14 protein-coding genes are annotated in these 15,918 nt (G+C 59.3%); 6 read left to right on the top strand and 8 right to left on the bottom strand.

Going from position 1 to position 15,918, the window contains the following annotated elements; translation table 11 throughout:
- Positions 1-5 precede the first annotated feature (5 nt).
- Both ACNJYA_RS23880 and fabI read left to right on the top strand, forming a co-directional pair.
- The gene (locus tag ACNJYA_RS23880) at positions 6-1,220 is read left to right on the top strand and encodes an acetate/propionate family kinase (protein ID WP_439400786.1); all 1,215 of its coding nucleotides are present in this window, start codon (positions 6-8) and stop codon (positions 1,218-1,220) included.
- Positions 1,217-2,005, top strand: coding sequence for an enoyl-ACP reductase FabI (fabI, locus tag ACNJYA_RS23875; protein ID WP_025035483.1), 789 nt, complete (start codon positions 1,217-1,219; stop codon positions 2,003-2,005). Before ACNJYA_RS23880 ends, fabI begins: the two co-directional genes overlap by 4 nt.
- 177 nt (positions 2,006-2,182) lie before the next feature.
- On the opposite strand, the gene ACNJYA_RS23870 is transcribed toward fabI, so the two are convergent.
- The 4 genes from ACNJYA_RS23870 to ACNJYA_RS23855 all read right to left on the bottom strand — a co-directional run bounded on the left by ACNJYA_RS23870 (position 2,183) and on the right by ACNJYA_RS23855 (position 4,989).
- Complete coding sequence (locus ACNJYA_RS23870; protein WP_172784577.1) at positions 2,183-2,641, bottom strand: MaoC family dehydratase; 459 nt, start codon at positions 2,639-2,641, stop codon at positions 2,183-2,185.
- A gap of 12 nt (positions 2,642-2,653) precedes the next feature.
- The gene (locus ACNJYA_RS23865) at positions 2,654-3,304 is read right to left on the bottom strand and encodes a 3-oxoacid CoA-transferase subunit B (protein ID WP_439400785.1); all 651 of its coding nucleotides are present in this window, start codon (positions 3,302-3,304) and stop codon (positions 2,654-2,656) included.
- 4 nt (positions 3,305-3,308) lie between these two features.
- Entirely contained in the window at positions 3,309-3,956 is a 648-nt protein-coding gene (locus ACNJYA_RS23860; protein WP_439400784.1) for a CoA transferase subunit A, read from the bottom strand.
- Between the two features lie 817 nt (positions 3,957-4,773).
- Positions 4,774-4,989, bottom strand: a complete 216-nt coding sequence (locus ACNJYA_RS23855; RefSeq protein WP_172784579.1) for a hypothetical protein — start codon at positions 4,987-4,989, stop codon at positions 4,774-4,776.
- A gap of 690 nt (positions 4,990-5,679) precedes the next feature.
- On the opposite strand from ACNJYA_RS23855, the gene ACNJYA_RS23850 reads away from it, so the two are divergent.
- The 3 genes from ACNJYA_RS23850 to ACNJYA_RS23840 all read left to right on the top strand — a co-directional run bounded on the left by ACNJYA_RS23850 (position 5,680) and on the right by ACNJYA_RS23840 (position 8,319).
- The gene (locus ACNJYA_RS23850) at positions 5,680-5,925 is read left to right on the top strand and encodes a hypothetical protein (RefSeq protein ID WP_172784580.1); all 246 of its coding nucleotides are present in this window, start codon (positions 5,680-5,682) and stop codon (positions 5,923-5,925) included.
- Positions 5,926-6,215: 290 nt separating this feature from the next.
- Positions 6,216-7,256 (top strand): serine/threonine protein kinase, encoded by a 1,041-nt coding sequence (locus ACNJYA_RS23845; RefSeq protein WP_439400783.1) that lies wholly within the window; start codon positions 6,216-6,218, stop codon positions 7,254-7,256.
- Positions 7,243-8,319, top strand: coding sequence for a nucleotidyltransferase family protein (locus ACNJYA_RS23840; RefSeq protein ID WP_439400782.1), 1,077 nt, complete (start codon positions 7,243-7,245; stop codon positions 8,317-8,319). The genes ACNJYA_RS23845 and ACNJYA_RS23840 overlap by 14 nt, the downstream gene beginning before the upstream one ends.
- Before the next feature lie 33 nt (positions 8,320-8,352).
- On the opposite strand, the gene ACNJYA_RS23835 is transcribed toward ACNJYA_RS23840, so the two are convergent.
- On the bottom strand, positions 8,353-8,736 hold the full coding sequence (locus ACNJYA_RS23835; protein WP_172784582.1) for an H-NS histone family protein: 384 nt from the start codon (positions 8,734-8,736) through the stop codon (positions 8,353-8,355).
- A 611-nt stretch (positions 8,737-9,347) separates the two neighbouring features.
- On the opposite strand from ACNJYA_RS23835, the gene ACNJYA_RS23830 reads away from it, so the two are divergent.
- Entirely contained in the window at positions 9,348-9,716 is a 369-nt protein-coding gene (locus tag ACNJYA_RS23830; protein WP_172784583.1) for an H-NS histone family protein, read from the top strand.
- A gap of 54 nt (positions 9,717-9,770) precedes the next feature.
- On the opposite strand, the gene ACNJYA_RS23825 is transcribed toward ACNJYA_RS23830, so the two are convergent.
- From ACNJYA_RS23825 to ACNJYA_RS23815, 3 genes are all read right to left on the bottom strand, one after another.
- Positions 9,771-11,240: an exopolysaccharide biosynthesis polyprenyl glycosylphosphotransferase gene (locus ACNJYA_RS23825; RefSeq protein WP_172784584.1), complete on the bottom strand. Its 1,470-nt coding sequence runs from the start codon at positions 11,238-11,240 to the stop codon at positions 9,771-9,773.
- A 146-nt stretch (positions 11,241-11,386) separates the two neighbouring features.
- Entirely contained in the window at positions 11,387-13,399 is a 2,013-nt protein-coding gene (locus ACNJYA_RS23820) for a hypothetical protein (RefSeq protein WP_439400781.1), read from the bottom strand.
- Between the two features lie 76 nt (positions 13,400-13,475).
- The gene (locus ACNJYA_RS23815) at positions 13,476-15,812 is read right to left on the bottom strand and encodes an AAA family ATPase (RefSeq protein ID WP_439363516.1); all 2,337 of its coding nucleotides are present in this window, start codon (positions 15,810-15,812) and stop codon (positions 13,476-13,478) included.
- Positions 15,813-15,918 lie beyond the last annotated feature (106 nt).

Here is a 15,918-nt window from a genome sequence, read left to right as displayed (position 1 = left end):
CCGCCATGGACAGCATCCTCGTCGTCAACGCCGGCTCCTCGAGCGTCAAGTTCCAGGTCTTTGCGATCGAGGGAGAGGGCATTCTGCGCCGCCTGATCAAGGGGCAGGTGGACGGCATCGGCAGCCGGCCGCGCTTGCGGGCAAGTAGGCCAGGCAACGATCCCATGGCGGATCGGGCCTATCCCATCGAGGCCATTCCGGACGTGCCGGCGGCGATGGACATCGCGGGGACATGGCTCCGGAACGAAGCGCGTATCCATCCGTTGGCGGTCGGGCATCGCGTCGTCCATGGCGGGCCTGATTATGAGCGGCCGGTTCTGATCGACCACGGCGTGGTGGCGCGGCTGGAGCGTTTCGCCACGCTGGCGCCGCTGCATCAGCCGCACAATCTGGCGCCGATCCGCTCGATTCTGGCCAATTTCCCGGCGATCCCGCAGGTCGCTTGCTTCGACACCGCGTTTCACCGCACCCACGGTCCGCTGGCCGATCATTACGCCATCCCCCACCAGCTCCACGCCGAAGGTGTGCGGCGCTACGGCTTTCACGGGCTCTCCTATGAGTACATCTCCAGGACCCTGCCGCAGATCGCGCCAGACATCGCAAAGCGCCGGGTGATCGTCGCCCATCTCGGCAGTGGCGCGTCGATGTGCGCGATGAAGAATGGGCTGAGCGTCGAGAGCACGATGGGATTCACCGCGCTCGACGGGCTTCCGATGGGCACGCGCCCGGGCCAGCTCGATCCGGGCGTCGTGCTGTATCTGCTGTCCGAGAAGGGGATGACGGCATCGAAGGTGCAGGATTTTCTCTATCGCGATTGCGGATTGAAGGGGCTTTCCGGAATCAGCAACGACATGCGCGAGCTGGAGGCGAACCTTGACCCGCAAGCGAAGCTGGCGGTGGACTATTTCGTCTATCGCATCGGCCTCAATGCCGGCATGCTGGCGGCGGCGCTGCAGGGGATCGATGCCTTCGTCTTCACCGCCGGCATCGGCGAGAACTCGAGTGGCATCCGCGCACGTGTGGCGGAGCAGCTCGGCTGGCTTGGCGTGGCACTCGACCCTGCCGAAAACACGCGCCATTCGCGGCTGATATCGACAAGGACGAGTCTCGTTCCGGTCTACGTCGTCCCGACGGACGAGGAGCTCATGATCGCGCAGCACACGCTGACGCTGTTGATGAACAGGCAATCGCCCAACCCCAGACAAGAGAGGGTGTCATGATTCCAGTATTTCCGGACAGCAAGGTCGCTCTGAAGGGAAAGAAGGGCCTGGTCGTCGGCATCGCCAACGACCAGTCGATCGCCTGGGGCTGCGCCAGGGCGTTTCGCGCCCTCGGCGCCGATCTCGCCGTCACCTATCTGAACGATCGTGCCAAGAAGCACGTCGAGCCGCTGGCGCAGGCCCTCGAAGCGCCGATCTTCCTGCCGCTCGACGTCATGGTCGAAGGCCAGACCGAGGCGGTATTCGAGCGGATCAAGTCGGAGTGGGGGCAACTCGATTTCCTGCTTCATTCGATCGCCTTCTCGCCGAAGGAAGCACTGCATGGTCGCGTGGTCGATGTCGGCCGCGACGGCTTTCTGAAGACCATGGACGTCTCCTGCTGGTCGTTCCTGCGGATGGCACATCTTGCCGAACCCCTGATGAAGAACGGCGGCACGATGTTCACCATGACCTATTACGGCAGCCAGATGGTGGTGGAGAACTACAACATCATGGGCGTCGCCAAGGCGGCGCTCGAGGCCGCGGTTCGCTATGCCGCGGCCGAGCTCGGCCCCAAGGGCATCCGCGTGCACGCGATCTCGCCAGGACCGCTAGCGACCCGCGCGGCCTCGGGCATTCCGGAGTTCGACGAGCTGATGGACAAGGCACAATCCAAGGCGCCGTCGCGCAGCCTCGTCAGCATCGATGATGTTGGTAATGCCACCGCGTTTCTGGCGCTCGACGGCGCCAAGCTGATCACCGGCGGCGTGCTGTACATCGACGGTGGCTATCACATCATCGATTGATCCGCGCGTTGCCGCCGCGCTGAGCGGTCCGGCGACCCATGGGCTGATGGTGGCATATTGCAGGTGTTTTGCCCGACGACGCAACCCGGCTCTGGGTGAACAGCGGGGCGAACAGGAAACCTCAGTCAAATCAGCCACATGTCTACTGTGCATGGGGTTGTTTTTCGACTTTTTGATTCACCGATAGTGCAGTGCGATTAATTCGGCCACGCAGGCCGGCTTCTTGCCGCCCTCGATCTCGATCACGAGGTGGTAGTTGACGCGCAGCCCGTCCGGCGGCACGTCCTCTGCTTCCGCAATCGTGACCCGGCCGCGCAGCTTCGAGCCCGCCGGCACCGGCGCGAGATATCGGATGCGGTCGGCACCGTAGTTCAGCGTGTTGCGCAGGCCTTTCAGGCCGATGACCGAGCGGATGAACAGCGGGGCAAGGGCAAGCGAGAGCAGGCCATGGGCGATGGTCTTGCCGCCCGGCATCTCCTGCTTGGCGCGCTCCTGGTCGACATGGATCCATTGCTCGTCGCAGGTCGCCTCGGCGAACTGGTTGATGCGGTCCTGTGTGATCTCGATCCAGTCGCTGGCACCGATCTCGGTGCCGACCGCGGATTTGATCTCGTCGAAGTCGCTGAATATCCGCATGGGCTGACCCGTTTAGATCCTCATTTCCGGAACATTGTCGGGAATGGCGAGCTCGGCCTCCGTCAGCGCCAGGACCTCGCCGACGCTCAGGCCGGGCGCTGTTTCCAGCAACGTCGCCTTGCCATCGGGAAAACCGATCACGGCCATGTCCGTCACGACGAGGTCGACCGGGCGTGCCGAGGTCAGCGGCAGCGAGCATTTCGCCACGATCTTCGACTTGCCCTTGGCGGCGTGCTGCATGGCGACGATCACGCGCTTGGCGCCGGTGACGAGGTCCATTGCGCCGCCCATGCCGGGAACCATCTTGCCCGGGATCATCCAGTTGGCGAGATGGCCATGCGCATCGACCTGGAGGCCGCCGAGCACGGTGATATCGACGTGGCCGCCGCGGATCAGTCCGAACGACATCGCGCTGTCGAACGTGGAGGCGCCCGGCAGCGCGCTGATCGGGCGCCCACCGGCATCGGTGAGTGTCGGATGCGCCATGCCCTGCTCGGGGATCGGCCCGGTGCCGATCAGTCCGTTCTCCGACTGGAAGAAGATCTTCAGGTCCGACGGCACGTAATTGGCGACCAGCGTTGGAATGCCGATACCAAGATTGACGAGATTGCCGTTCCTCAGCTCCTTGGCGACGCGCCGGGCGATGATGATCTGGGGATCCATGGTGTCACCCATTGGTGATGAGATAGTCGACGAGCGGCGCGGGGGTGACGACGTGATCGGGTGCAATCACGCCGACCGGGACGATATGCTCCGCTGTCACGATGACGGTGTCGGCCGCCATCGCCATGACTGGGTTGAAATTGCGGGACGTGAGCGCGTAGGCGAGGTTGCCAAGGTAATCGGCGAGGAAGGCGTGCACCAATGCGAATTGCGCCCGCAGCGCCGTCTCCAGCAGGAACGGCTTGCCGTCGACTTCGATCTGACGCTTGCTTTCGGCCACCAGCGTTCCGACGCCGGTCGGCGTCAGCACGCCGCCGAGACCGCATCCGCCGGCGCGGATGCGCTCGACGAACGTACCTTGCGGCACGAGATCGACGGCGATCTGGTTCGCCAGCATCTGCTGCTGCGCCTTGGGATTGAGGCCGATATGCGTTGCCGTCAGCTTCGACACCAGGGCCTGATCGAACAGCTTGCCGACGCCCTTGCCGGGCGTGGCCGCGTCATTCGAGATCAAGGTCAGACCTGTCTTCCTCTGGCGCACGACTTCGTCGAGCAGCCGCTCCGGCGTTCCGACTCCCATGAAGCCGCCAACCATGACGCTGGCGCCCGCCGGGATCATCGCAACGGCTTCTTCGACGGATACGGCCTTCATGATCGAAACTCCCGGTCGGCCGACGATGGCTGAAGGGCGGTAAAGTGCGGATGTTGGCGGGTGGGGGGCGGGCTCCCTTGATCTGGGTCAAGGCTTCCGGATCATTCCGCTCCGGCTGCGTCGATGCCGAAGCTTTCTCGAGTGCCGCGCTTACCGCAGCTCGGCATGGAGCGAGATCGGGGCTACGCAGCCGCGCTGCACAGAGTTGCTGCATGGCGATACGAATTGCAGCAATCTGCGCTACAATAACGCGCTTCGCGGCGCTCGCGATTGGCGCGAGACCGCGGCCTTGAGACGCCGGGAGCGCCGAACTCCCCTACATCAACGAAGATCCAGAAAGAACGCTTGCAATTCCATGCTGGTCTTCAATTCCAGGGAGCACGGTCGTCAGAAATGCCTTGAGCTGCGGATACCTTGCGTGTGATGTCTCATGCTCGGGCCCTTCGGGCGCGCGATGCCGACGCTGATCGTCGTCTTTGTCCGGAGCGCCGTGCTTCCGCCCTTCGTACTCTCTCGCGGAGCCGCCTCAATTGAGCCAGCAGGCTCACGAGCTTGATCTTTGTGTCACGCAGAACGGCCAGGCTGCAAACCCCACTACTCACTACAACACCCCCAAACAGGCCCTTGCCGAATTCCTGACGGAAGCTCGGATTGGTGGCGACATGCCAACAACGTCTAAGCGATGGCCGCCGGAGGCGTCGGTTCGCTTTGCGACAATGCGCGAAAATATTCTCAGTGGTTGCAATGCGTTGCAGCAGCAACGCGCTATCGGAAGGAGCATTTGGATACGCTCTCCGAAGCGCGCGCGTCATTTGCATCAGCACGTTGGCGCCGTACCAGCGGCCGCTACCGTTCTGACGATCGCCTCCTCGACCCAGGCCTCGCGGGCAAACCAGTTGTGATTGGCCCGACAGTCCGGACAAAGAGTATTGCCGAAAAACACGATGCTTCGCAGGAAAGTCTCACGATCGGATTTGATGCCGGTAGGAATCGCGCGGCCGGATTGCGGACACTTGACCATGATCATGCCCATACGAGCCTCCCTGAAACAGGCATTTGTCGAGCAAAAGGGCCGGCCGGCTGGAGTGCGCTCTCGTCGGTGCGGGTGACTTGGGGGGCATCGCACCTGGGGTCGTTGTTCGAGCAAAGGGCAGCTTGCTCGTGACGACGCTTCTCCAACCGACCGGATTCCTGCTTGGCGAATTCTTGGGATACTGCCGGCTTTCGCCGCAATACTGAATGATGTCCGACCTCAACCGAAAGCTTCTGGGAGGCGCCAAATAATCGTCGTGTCGAAATACCCGCGACTTCGTGCGGAACGTTCCCCCTGCAACGAAACCATCAATTTCCCCTCGACGGACAGGTCAGCCAACCGGATCACTGGTGTCACTCCCCTCGGTGCAGTTCGTTAACTATTCTCTTTTTCATTTAATGTGCAAATTAAAATTGGCGTTGTCGGTCTGATTTGCGACTCTCGGCTGATTTATTTTATGCGCAGCGCGATGCATTGCCGAAGAACGTCAGTCCTTTTCTCCAGGCTTCAGTAGCCCTCATTCTCAAGTCAGTTCGGCGCGTGCTGCGCTTTACCGGTTGTGCTGAATGGTCGCACCAGGTTCAAATATGAAACAAATTTTGATTATAAGAAAAATCAGTAAATCTCGTTGTTAATTGCTGCCGATCACGTAAGCTAAAGTCGTCCAGGTTTCTTCGGCTGGAGGAGACGATGTGGGAATTAATTCTTAACGAGTACAACCTCACCTCGGAGCCGCTGCAGTTGGCTCAGATGCGCGCAGAATTGGTCAACATTGGCGAGAAGGAGCGTATTCTGAGAGAACGAAGTGCCGATCGCGAAGCTTATCGGTACCTCTTGGATGCTCATCGGTTGACCGCCAGAGCGAGCCTCCCTGGAGAGCAGGGGTTGAACATTTCTCCTCAAGACGGGGGCAAGGACGGTCAGCTCGCGGCATGACCGGCCGGATTGACGTGTCGAAGCGAGCCGGACCGGGTGGCGTGTGTTCGGGTGAATGGAAATCGCAGCGTCGCAGGCCGGGCTAGATTGAATGTCGCAGGCGGCGGCCGTTCGCTTGTCGGGTGCCGCGACAACATCGCATCCCGGAGGCTGTCGCCGCCTCGCCGGCACAGGCGCGGCAGAATGGGTTCACATTGGTGGAAGGCGTGCTGGAAAGATCGTCGGCAGAGATAGAGATAGTGTTGAGACCGGCTCCGGATGCAGTATTCGCGCTGTTGGATGGCCGAGCAATGATCTTCAGCGAAGCCGGGCAGAAGATCTTTGAACTCGACCGAGTAGGGGCATTCATCTGGTGTAAATTGGGGGAAGGCGCCTCGCTGGGAGACGTTTATCGGGCGCTTGCAGCGCAAGGCATTGACGAGCACGCGGCACGCCAGTTCACGCGACAGGCCGTAGATGTCTGGATCGATCGAGCGTTGCTCGAAGTCGATTGGCGAATGCCGACCGATTTCGTCTTCTCAGCTCATCTGGGTCGGCACAAAATAAGCGTCCGGGCTGCAAATCGGCACCTCTTGAGACGGCTGCTGTCGCCATTTTGTGTTTCGGACCAGAGTGCCGGCGGCGACGGCGACATCGCGATCGAGGCAATGATGCTGGATGAGCAAGTGTTCCTGCGCGCGGAGGATTCCACCATTTCCAGATGCGAAGTCGAAGCATTGGCCCCTATGATCAAAGCTCACGTCACCGAGCGGCTTATTCGAAGCGATCGCTGGGTGTTCTCCCTACATGCCGCTTCTCTCGTGAAAGACGGCATGGGCCTGCTGTTATGCGGCCATCCGGGAGCTGGAAAATCGACCCTCACGCTGCAGCTGGTGGACGCCGGATTCCGGTACGCAGGCGATGACGTCGCGCTGGTTGGCGCCGACGGAACGATCTGCGGAGTCCCGTTTGCGATCACCCTCAAGGAGGGATCGTGGGACTTGCTCTCGCGACTACATGGCGATCGCTACGACGCGACGCATTGCCGCTCCGACGGCGTTCGGGTGCGGTACGTACCCATTCCGGATGCACAGAACGAAAGCTTCTCCACAGGCTGGATCATCTTCTTGAACCGGGTCGCGAGCGGGCCGGCCGAACTGACCGCAATAGATCGTTTGGATGCGATGAAGCGGCTCATCGAGAACGCATTTTCCAGCGATGGTAGACTGTCGCAGACTGGCTTTTTGGCTCTAAAGCGGATGGTCGCGGGCGCGCAATCGCTTCAACTAACCTACTGCGAGGCTGGAGAGGCTCGGCATCTGCTTAGGGAATTGTGCAATGGCAAGGCATAGCAGCGCGCTCACGAGCCTCTGCAATTGCTTGCGGGGCATGCCGCCGGTCGAAGTAGAGTGGACGTCCGTCATCGGACTTGCAAATCAGACCCTGACGACGCCGGCGCTCATCGACTTTGTCGACAAATTCGCATCGATGCTGCCGGAGGACGTCTGCGCCTATATTCGCCATATCCACCGCCGAAATGGGTTGCGCAATGACCGCCTCGTCGTTCAACTCGAAGAGGCCGTCGTTGCTCTGAATGGTCACGGCATTACGCCGGTTCTACTCAAGGGGGCATCGACACTGGCGACCGCGCCCGAGGCGCGAAGAGGCGTTCGGATTATGTCCGATCTGGACATCATGGTCATGCCGGACGATGCCAGAACGGCAGTCGCCGCGCTAAGTGGAATTGGTTACGATATTCATGAGCAGACCCCTCCCGAAAGCCGGAGATGGCATGTCGATCTGAATCGCCCGCAGGACGTCGGGTCCATCGACCTGCAAGAGGCAGCTCCAGGGCCAGCGTACCTCTACCAGAACTTCGGGCATGTGCTGAACCATTGTGTTCCTGCGCCGCTCGGACGGGCAAGCGTATATATCCCCAAGCCTATCTTCCAAGCGGTCACGTTGATCGTCCACGATCAGTTTCAGGACTATGGTTATTGGCTCGGCGACCTCGACCTGCGGCACCTTGTTGAATTGCGCGATCTAAACGCTTCCGCCGAACCTCTCGATTGGGAGAAGCTGACCTCTCTCGCCTCGAGCGACTTGATGAGGAACGCGGTCGAAACTCAGCTGATCGCTCTTGCCGAGCTGCTTGGCGTCGACATTCCGCATGCGTTGCGCTCCCGACTGATTCCTCGCCTCCAGTTCATGCGACAGGTGATGCAGGCACGTTTTCCGGCTACACGCGTTCCCTTCCTCGCAATGATGGTACTGGATCTCGGAAATCATCGGAAAGCGGCACGCGGCGCCGGGCAAGCCGCTGTGTATCCGCGTGGACTGTGGTCCCTACCAAGGGTGGACACCGTGCAGTTCCTGTTGAAGGCGGCCTTCGCGGAGCGCGCAGGGAAGGTCTAGATCACAAATGCGTTCGGTCGGGCGGCAGGGCCATCAATGCTCGTGACCACCAGCATTCCGGCTCGGCGCTTCGCCGTTCTCGCGAATCCTGAACTCCTCCAGCGTGTGCCCTGATTGGAGCGCTGCGACCAACCAGCGCGGCTGTTTGCCACGCCCAGACCAAGTCTCTGTGGGCTTGAGGGGATTGAAGTATTTCGGAACGACCTTCGGGTATTTGCGACGAGGGGGCTGACTTGAGCCAGTCGTTGTCGCCCCGCCCTCCGCCCCGGCGAATTGATCCGGCTGATTGAGTTGCGCAAGGCGCTTTTCCAATTCCCGCTTTTCGGCTGTGATCTTTTCAGCAAGAATCTTCGTCAGCTCCTCGTGGAGGAGCCAAAGTTCTTCAAAATCCATGGCTTCGAGATCCTGCCTGCGCATAAGCATTCTCGTCACCGTTCGACCGGCACCTTGCGTACCTGTCTGTCACCTACGTCGAAGATCGCGGCGAACAATGGGCAGGGGAGCAAGGCTTGGTCTTCAAAATTGCCACGACAATAAATAAATAATATATTATTTAATATATATTGCGAGGATTATTTTCATGTATTTATTGCGGGCGAGAAAACCTTGCCGGAGCCTCGAAGAGAAGCATTGGAGATTCGCGACTGTCCACTGATCCGTCCTCAAGCGGCGATCAATCGGTTTATCGCGCCCTCGGCCGCAGCGGCCGATATCGAGGCGTCGAAGCTACAAATGCTGACGTTGCCGACGGGGCGGCGGAGCAGAGTGAGCTCGCGCTCCGCTTTCCGTTTAATGAGACGCCCCTCGCTTGAACCGCGTCTCGATACTCGCGCAGCGCGTGTTGTTACTGCAACCGCTATTAAATTCAGCGGATAATCACATTTTTAGTCTTGATTGGAACCGGCGACGCAGCTATGTGGAGCACCGAACTTGCCATTCGGTTCCACGTTTTTTTACACCGACCCAACCTAGCTTCTTGATTACTAGGCCGGGATTGTATTAAATGGGCGCAACCACAGGATGCCAGTATGTCGACCAAGAAGCTCGAACTAGAAGCGATGTCCCTTGATGATCTCTGGTCGCTTCATGAGGAGATTAGCGGCATTTTGTCGGATCGGATAAAGGCGGAAAAGCAGGAACTTGAGAAGCGTCTGGCGGTTCTCGGCGGCGGAATGGCTGCGTTAGCCGAAACGAGCGGGTTGGGCGTCTCTCCCAACGGCAAGCAGAGACGAAAATATCCGCGTGTACTGCCGAAATATCGTAACCCGCAAACTTCCGAAACTTGGTCGGGACGCGGCAAGCGACCGCGTTGGCTGGTTGCTGCCATGAAATCGGGCCGGCGGATCGAGGAGTTTCGCATCGGAGAGGCGGCTCCGAAGCTTCGGCAGCGGGCGTGAGAACTTGCTGCGCCACGAACTGGTGCAGCTCGGCGCCTTACGTCGAGATCGAGCCTAGTAGGCATTGCGCCCTCGCAATACTTCCATGGGAGTTCGCAACAGGATTGCGAGATCCAGTCGAATACTCCAATTGTCGATGTACCAGAGGTCGTACTGGACACGTGTTTCGACCATGACTGCTGTAGGGGTGGGGCCCCGGCACCCATGGACTTGGGCCCAGCCGGTCAATCCTGGCCTGACCCGGTGGCGGAGCGCGTAGTTTCGCACGAGCTTGTCAAATTCACTGTCGTGAGCCACGGCATGAGGACGCGGGCCCACCAGCGACATGCTGCCGTCGAGAACATTTAGGAGCTGTGGCAGTTCATCGAAGCTCGTCCGGCGCAGCCATTTGCCGACGCGGGTAACGCGTCGATCGGCGCGGTTGGCCTGGAGGATTACAGGCCCGTCCTCGAGCACATGCATGGTCCGGAATTTGCGGATCAAGAATATTCGGCCGTTGAAGCCACAGCGTTGCTGCCGAAAGAATATAGGGCCGGGAGAATCCAGCTTGATCGCGACTGCAGCCAGCGCAAGCAGCGGGGCGAGCATCGCCAGGCAGAGGCCAGCCCCCATAATGTCAATCGTCCGCTTAATCGCGCGCTCCAGCGGCGTCAGGGGGCCACGCTGGAGTTCTACACAAACGGCACTTCCAAGACTTCGCTTTGGGTGTCGAAGCAATTCGGACGTTGTGCCGACGGGCACGAAAATGATCGGGAACGGCAAAACGCGCAAATCGGCAACAAAGGCTCGCAATTCGGGCCATCGCTCCGGGTCAGCTTCCACCACCACCTGATCGAGCCGGTAGGTGCGGATGTGGTCGATGACACGGGCCGTGAGCCGCCTTCGGCAGGCAGGACCGAATCCGAACGGAGGCAAGCTGAACCTTTCTTTGACGAGATACCCGTGCATCGACAAGGTTTCGGACAATCCCACGTTCTTCGACAAGGGTTGATCGCTGATCAGGACAATATTCGTATTGGCGAACTTCCTGCCGCTCAGGGCCCTCCCGAGAAGCACCTTAACTCCCCACCGCTCACCCAAAAGTAAGCCCAGGGCCAAGACGGCGAAGAGCAGGCCTCGGTGCAGAGAGCTCTCCGGGCGGATTGCGAAGCCGAACACCGCCAAAATGAAAAGCACCGAAGACATCCAAGCCAAACAGACCGCGCGGATCTGATTTCGGAGCGCGAGGAGCTCAACCGGCTGATAAAGCCCGTAGGCCTTCAGCAGGCAAACGAGACAAACCGCGCTAACCAGCGCCAAGCCAAGCGCGTTGCCCAAGTTGGCCGCGGCTTGGCCATTCTGCGCTTGGTACAGCAACGTGGAGACGATGCTCGCAAATAGGATGGTCGCAATATCAGCACCGAGCACTACGTGCTCGACCGCGTCATAACGGAGGGGCCATTTGGGCTCGGGGGATACTGTCGCTTCGGGACTGATACGATCCGTAACCTCCCGATCGGGGAAATGTCGGTTCACGAAATTCATGGCCGGGGCTCTGCGATTTAATATTAATTATTTATTAATTAAAGGGGTTTATCAAGTAAAATCCGCAGCTCCGCCTATTTAATAACGTGTGCCCCTTTGTCGCCGATCTGCGATCGTGGCTTGGGCTGAGCTCGCGGCTCTTGAGATTATCGAGAACCCATGCGGGAACTCCGCGCGTGCACCTGGTCGAGGAACGCCGGATCGAGTTCCGAAATCAGGCCCTCGAGATAGATCTTCCCATCAGCCGAGGCTGACCGGTAAGCGGTCACAAGGGCTGGCTTGAGGGCAGGCCGATGTCTAACGACGAGGCTGACGTCCCGTTTGATCAATTCACGCAGGTCAGTGTCCCGCACCATGGCATCTGCGGCGAGCGCGACCGATACGCGCAACGGAAGCAGGTCCAAATCATTCGGCGCGGTATAGTATGACATTCTGAGCATCGCTGCCGTGCTGGGCTGGGGCGAACTGTGCTTCGACGTCGCCGCGAGCAGGAGCCAAATGTCACCGCGGAGCGGCGAAGAGCGCAATGCACGAGCAAACTCGTCCGAAGTCATGGGAGGAGCCGTCCTTTGCTCGTCGGCAGCCAGAGCCGAATCCCGGGTAAAGCTTGGTCCCCCGCGGATCCATAAGTTTTCACGCGCTGCCGCAAGGGAAACCGTCTTCGACATCGCGTTCGGCCCTGCTGCTGCAGTCGAAAGAACTGACGGCAAAGACGATCTTGCACCGAAGTACCGGTCGGGGAGCGCCATCCATGCTGCCTGCACGATCAACACAATACCAAGCATCATCAGGCTAACGCGGGGCCAAATGGTGACTGACGCTGAGGTCAACCTTCGGCGAGGCGCAGGTGCTTGATTTGCAATTTGGTCGGACGTCGCTTTCGTCTCAGACGATATGGCGTCACGTTCTGCGCCGGAGAGGCTTTGACCGAAAGCCAGGCCAAAAAGCGCAGCGACCAGAAGCGATGCTCCTAAACCCAGAATTCCATGATCGGAAAACGCGAGTATCGTCACTGCAATCAAAGCGCCGGCGCCCAGCACTGGGAAGACGTAATCGTAAGCACGTGACAGAGCACGTCTGATCAGAATAGAAGCGCAGAGCAACGCAGCAACCACCAGCGCGCAGAGAAAAGCCCACCCCATGTCTATAGCGATCGTGGCGGCGGCGGTTGGCCTTTCTGGCGAGTCGCCAACTCCAGCGTCCTGGTAAATCGGCAAAAGTACCGTCGAAGCACCCGCACCGGATCCTGCCGGCGCGACGTCCTGCAGCATCCGTTCTGTTGCGGCCTGACTGCTCGTTGACAAGGCGATCGTCAGATCGGTGTTCGTTCTGAAGGGAATGACCGTAGCCGTGGCAATGAAGATAATCGTGGCAGTTGCAAGGACGCCAGCAGTACCCCACAATCCCGGGAACCACCTGCGAACCGCGAACACCGAGAGCAAGATTTCTGAGCCGAGGAGGGCCGCGACGACTGCAGTTGAGTTGGCTCGAATGATCAGCGCGGCCATGCAGATAATCATTGCGATGATCGCGGCGGACAGCGCAGGGAGCGGGCTTAGCGCAATTGTTCCTGGCCGACTGCGTCGGAGTACCTGATCGACCGCACGAATTGCCGTTGCGCAGGAGAGCAACACACCGAGCACCGCGATGGTTGAGCCGTCGGGCCCAGCCACACCGGCTGTTTCCCTGCCGAACCACATGGCGGTAACGATTGTGGCTATCGACAGCAGAATATGTAGCAGTTGCGCTGCGCGATATCGGTCAAGCGCAATGGCTGCAGCAATGAGAGCTGCAGCGAGCACAGCGCAATACTGCACGAGCGAGAACATGGTCGCCGTGGTGTCGACTGTGATTTTTTCAGCGAGGGGCTCGTTTAAGGTCGCCGATGCAGTTGCCCAAATGGGATTGCCGAGTTTGTCAATCGGCATCGGCACCGCCTGCAAGGCCATCCAGAGCGCCGGAGCCGCGAGTACAGCGACGAGACTAGGACGGAGCAGTCTGGCAAGCCCGAGGGAGGAGGGCGGTAGAAAGATCGCGACCATTAGCGCCGCCGTTGCGAGTACCAACGACATCAACAACCAGCCTTGCAGGCTTTCCGGCATTGCGAACGCCGCGGCAATCGCCACCAACTCGGCCAATATGACAAGCCGGACCATCATGTAAACACCGTGGTGTGGTGCGGCCACTCCGCTGGTCCCTCGGGCCAGCTAACGGGTAGGCCGCTATGAACCAGCCTCAAGAGCCAGAAAGACCATAACGGATGTAATGGCTATCATGGTAATAGTAGCTCCGATGTCCGTCGTATCGAGCCATCGCCTTGGTATCGGTCTTGCTGAGAACTGCCCCAATCAGAGATTCGTGAATGTTTGGTGCCGTGTGCAGTGCGTGTTGCACTACATCAATTTTGGTCCGGCCCCATTCGACAACGAGAATGTAGCAGTCAATCAGAGATGAAGTGGCTCGAACATCCACCAACGGTGTCAAGGGCGGAAGGTCGACGATGACGTAGTCATACTCGGACCGTAAACGGTCGAAGAGTTTGCTTATCGAGTCCGCGCAAAGAATTTCGCTGGTGTGGAGCAAAGGTCCCCGACGCACGGCGGGCAGAAATGCAAGATTGGTCGTCGGGTCCCTCCAAACAGCGTCGGCGAGCGACCGGCTACCGTTTGCAACTTCGATGATGCCGCAGGCCGCCTTGGGCGCAAAGATGCCGGTCAGCGAGGGATTCCTGAGGTCGCAATCGACGATAATGGCTCTCTTTCCGGTGTGTCCGATCAATTGCGCGAGCGAAGCTGCAATCGTGGTCTTTCCCTCATTCGGTAACGCAGAGGTGATGCCGATGACCTGGGAAGAGATTTTCGCCGGATTGTGGTCGATGGCTAGCTTGATGGAACGAATGGCCTCCGTATATCGAGATAGCGGCATCCCGACCACCGTCTGATGAATTGCGGCTGGAGACGAAGAGATCCGTCGCTGAACATCATCGTCGGTTTTCTGGAGGCGGATTGGTGGCTTGGGAGATTTGCGGGCCGGCAACAACGGGACCAAAGACAGACAAGGCAACTCCAGTACGGTTTCCACCTGTGAAGAGGTCCGAAAGACGCGGTCCATGAGGTCTCTGAGGAGCGCCAGGCCGATGCCCAGCGCGAGACCACCGAGAATGCCAAACGCCAGGATCAACCTTGTTTTCGGCTTGCTCTTGCTCGCCGGTGGCGAAGCCGGAAAAAGTACCCGCGTATCCGAGGTGGGAAACGTCTCCTGCTGTGTGGAGCCCATGTAGCGCTGAAGGAAAGTCTCGTACAAGCTATGCAGGCCCTTTGCCCTGCTTTCCAAGTCCTTGATGGTCAGCTCAGCAGAATTGACCGAACGGGACTGCGAAACGGCTTTGGATAATTGCTTTTCGATTTCTTCCTGGCGCTGTTTGGCCAGTTCGAATTCGCTTCGGCTGACCTCGGCAAGTCGCCTGACCTCGTCAAAAATGGAGACGCGGAACTCTCGCGCGCGGTTCCGGATATTGACGACTGCCAAGTGGTCACGACCGACCCTCGCGGCCAACTCGGCCTCACGTCTGGTGAGCTCCAGATATTGCTGGCGCAGCCCCGTGATGATCTGGCTGTTCAGCGCATCGGTCCCGATAGCATCCAGATTGTCTATCGAGGACGGCTTTTTCGGGTCGATGGCAAGGAGAGTTTCATAACGAGCCAACTTGGCCGTGGCTTCAGATGTCTGAGCACGTGCGGCGGCCAATCGATTGTTGATCTCCGTGATCTGCTGCTCGTCGATGGGTTTCCCACCCAGAGAAACAATGTTGTTTTGAGCCTTGTAGACGTCGACGGCACGTTGCGCGGCGAGGGCTTGGTCGCCCAGATCACGCAGCCTCTCCTGCAGCCAGCTGGTTGCCTTGCGATTGGCCTCGAATTTTGCATTGAGCTGGTCTGCAACATAAGTGTTGGCGATCGCATTCACGATCTCCGCGGCTCGAGCTGCGTTGCTCGAGCTGAAGCTGATCTCAATGACGTGGCTGTACCCGACGCGTCCAGCGGAAAGCCGACTGAGGAATGCGTCTACGAGAGTGTCCGATGGTTCGCCATTCGTCTCGAGTGGCGCATCCTTCTTCGATTTAGTCGAGGCCCATGGCCAAACTCGTTGCCAGAGCGCCTGCAAAGAGAGGCCAGATGCACTAAAGTCCGGATCGTCGGCCAGTTTCAACTGCTCGATTACCGCAACCGCATTGGCCTTTGATCTCAGGAGCTGAAGCTGGGTGTCGATTTGACTGAGATCGAAGGCCGGCTCGGCGACGAGTGACTGCTGCTGGACAAACTGAGGCCTGGGATTGGCCAACAGGATCTGAACCTGTGCCGTATAGGTTGGAGAAACCAAACGGAGATAGAGCAGGCTGGCCGCAGTGGCGAGTACGGCAGTAACAAGGATCACGAGATACTGGCGCCGTAGAAGCCCGATGCCGAAATTGATGACGTCGGTGATTCCTCCGCCGTCTGCCTGGGCGGGTTGAGCCGGTCCGTTCACCGGCAGCCGCATCCTATCCGCATGTTGAAGATTGTTCTGAAGCATCACGTACCTGTCCGACGATTGGTCACGTTGCGGCCGCCCGCCCGCAGGCGGCATTTAAAGCGATCTGCGAGATAGTACGAATTATATACCTTATAAAAACTCACTT

The organism is Bradyrhizobium sp. BLXBL-01, from assembly GCF_051853025.1.
GTDB lineage: Bacteria > Pseudomonadota > Alphaproteobacteria > Rhizobiales > Xanthobacteraceae > Bradyrhizobium.
This window is presented reverse-complemented; position numbering and strand designations above follow the sequence as displayed.

Bases quoted from the DNA above. Each gene is read 5' to 3' on its own strand.
- ACNJYA_RS23820 (WP_439400781.1), bottom strand. From the start codon at position 13,399: ATGATGGTCCGGCTTGTCATATTGGCCGAGTTGGTGGCGATTGCCGCG.
- ACNJYA_RS23880 (WP_439400786.1), top strand. From the start codon at position 6: ATGGACAGCATCCTCGTCGTCAACGCCGGCTCCTCGAGCGTCAAGTTC.
- ACNJYA_RS23850 (WP_172784580.1), top strand. From the start codon at position 5,680: ATGTGGGAATTAATTCTTAACGAGTACAACCTCACCTCGGAGCCGCTG.
- fabI (WP_025035483.1), top strand. From the start codon at position 1,217: ATGATTCCAGTATTTCCGGACAGCAAGGTCGCTCTGAAGGGAAAGAAG.
- ACNJYA_RS23815 (WP_439363516.1), bottom strand. From the start codon at position 15,812: ATGCTTCAGAACAATCTTCAACATGCGGATAGGATGCGGCTGCCGGTG.
- ACNJYA_RS23830 (WP_172784583.1), top strand. From the start codon at position 9,348: ATGTCGACCAAGAAGCTCGAACTAGAAGCGATGTCCCTTGATGATCTC.
- ACNJYA_RS23840 (WP_439400782.1), top strand. From the start codon at position 7,243: ATGGCAAGGCATAGCAGCGCGCTCACGAGCCTCTGCAATTGCTTGCGG.
- ACNJYA_RS23845 (WP_439400783.1), top strand. From the start codon at position 6,216: ATGATCTTCAGCGAAGCCGGGCAGAAGATCTTTGAACTCGACCGAGTA.
- ACNJYA_RS23825 (WP_172784584.1), bottom strand. From the start codon at position 11,240: ATGAATTTCGTGAACCGACATTTCCCCGATCGGGAGGTTACGGATCGT.
- ACNJYA_RS23865 (WP_439400785.1), bottom strand. From the start codon at position 3,304: ATGGATCCCCAGATCATCATCGCCCGGCGCGTCGCCAAGGAGCTGAGG.
- ACNJYA_RS23855 (WP_172784579.1), bottom strand. From the start codon at position 4,989: ATGGGCATGATCATGGTCAAGTGTCCGCAATCCGGCCGCGCGATTCCT.
- ACNJYA_RS23870 (WP_172784577.1), bottom strand. From the start codon at position 2,641: ATGCGGATATTCAGCGACTTCGACGAGATCAAATCCGCGGTCGGCACC.
- ACNJYA_RS23860 (WP_439400784.1), bottom strand. From the start codon at position 3,956: ATGAAGGCCGTATCCGTCGAAGAAGCCGTTGCGATGATCCCGGCGGGC.
- ACNJYA_RS23835 (WP_172784582.1), bottom strand. From the start codon at position 8,736: ATGCGCAGGCAGGATCTCGAAGCCATGGATTTTGAAGAACTTTGGCTC.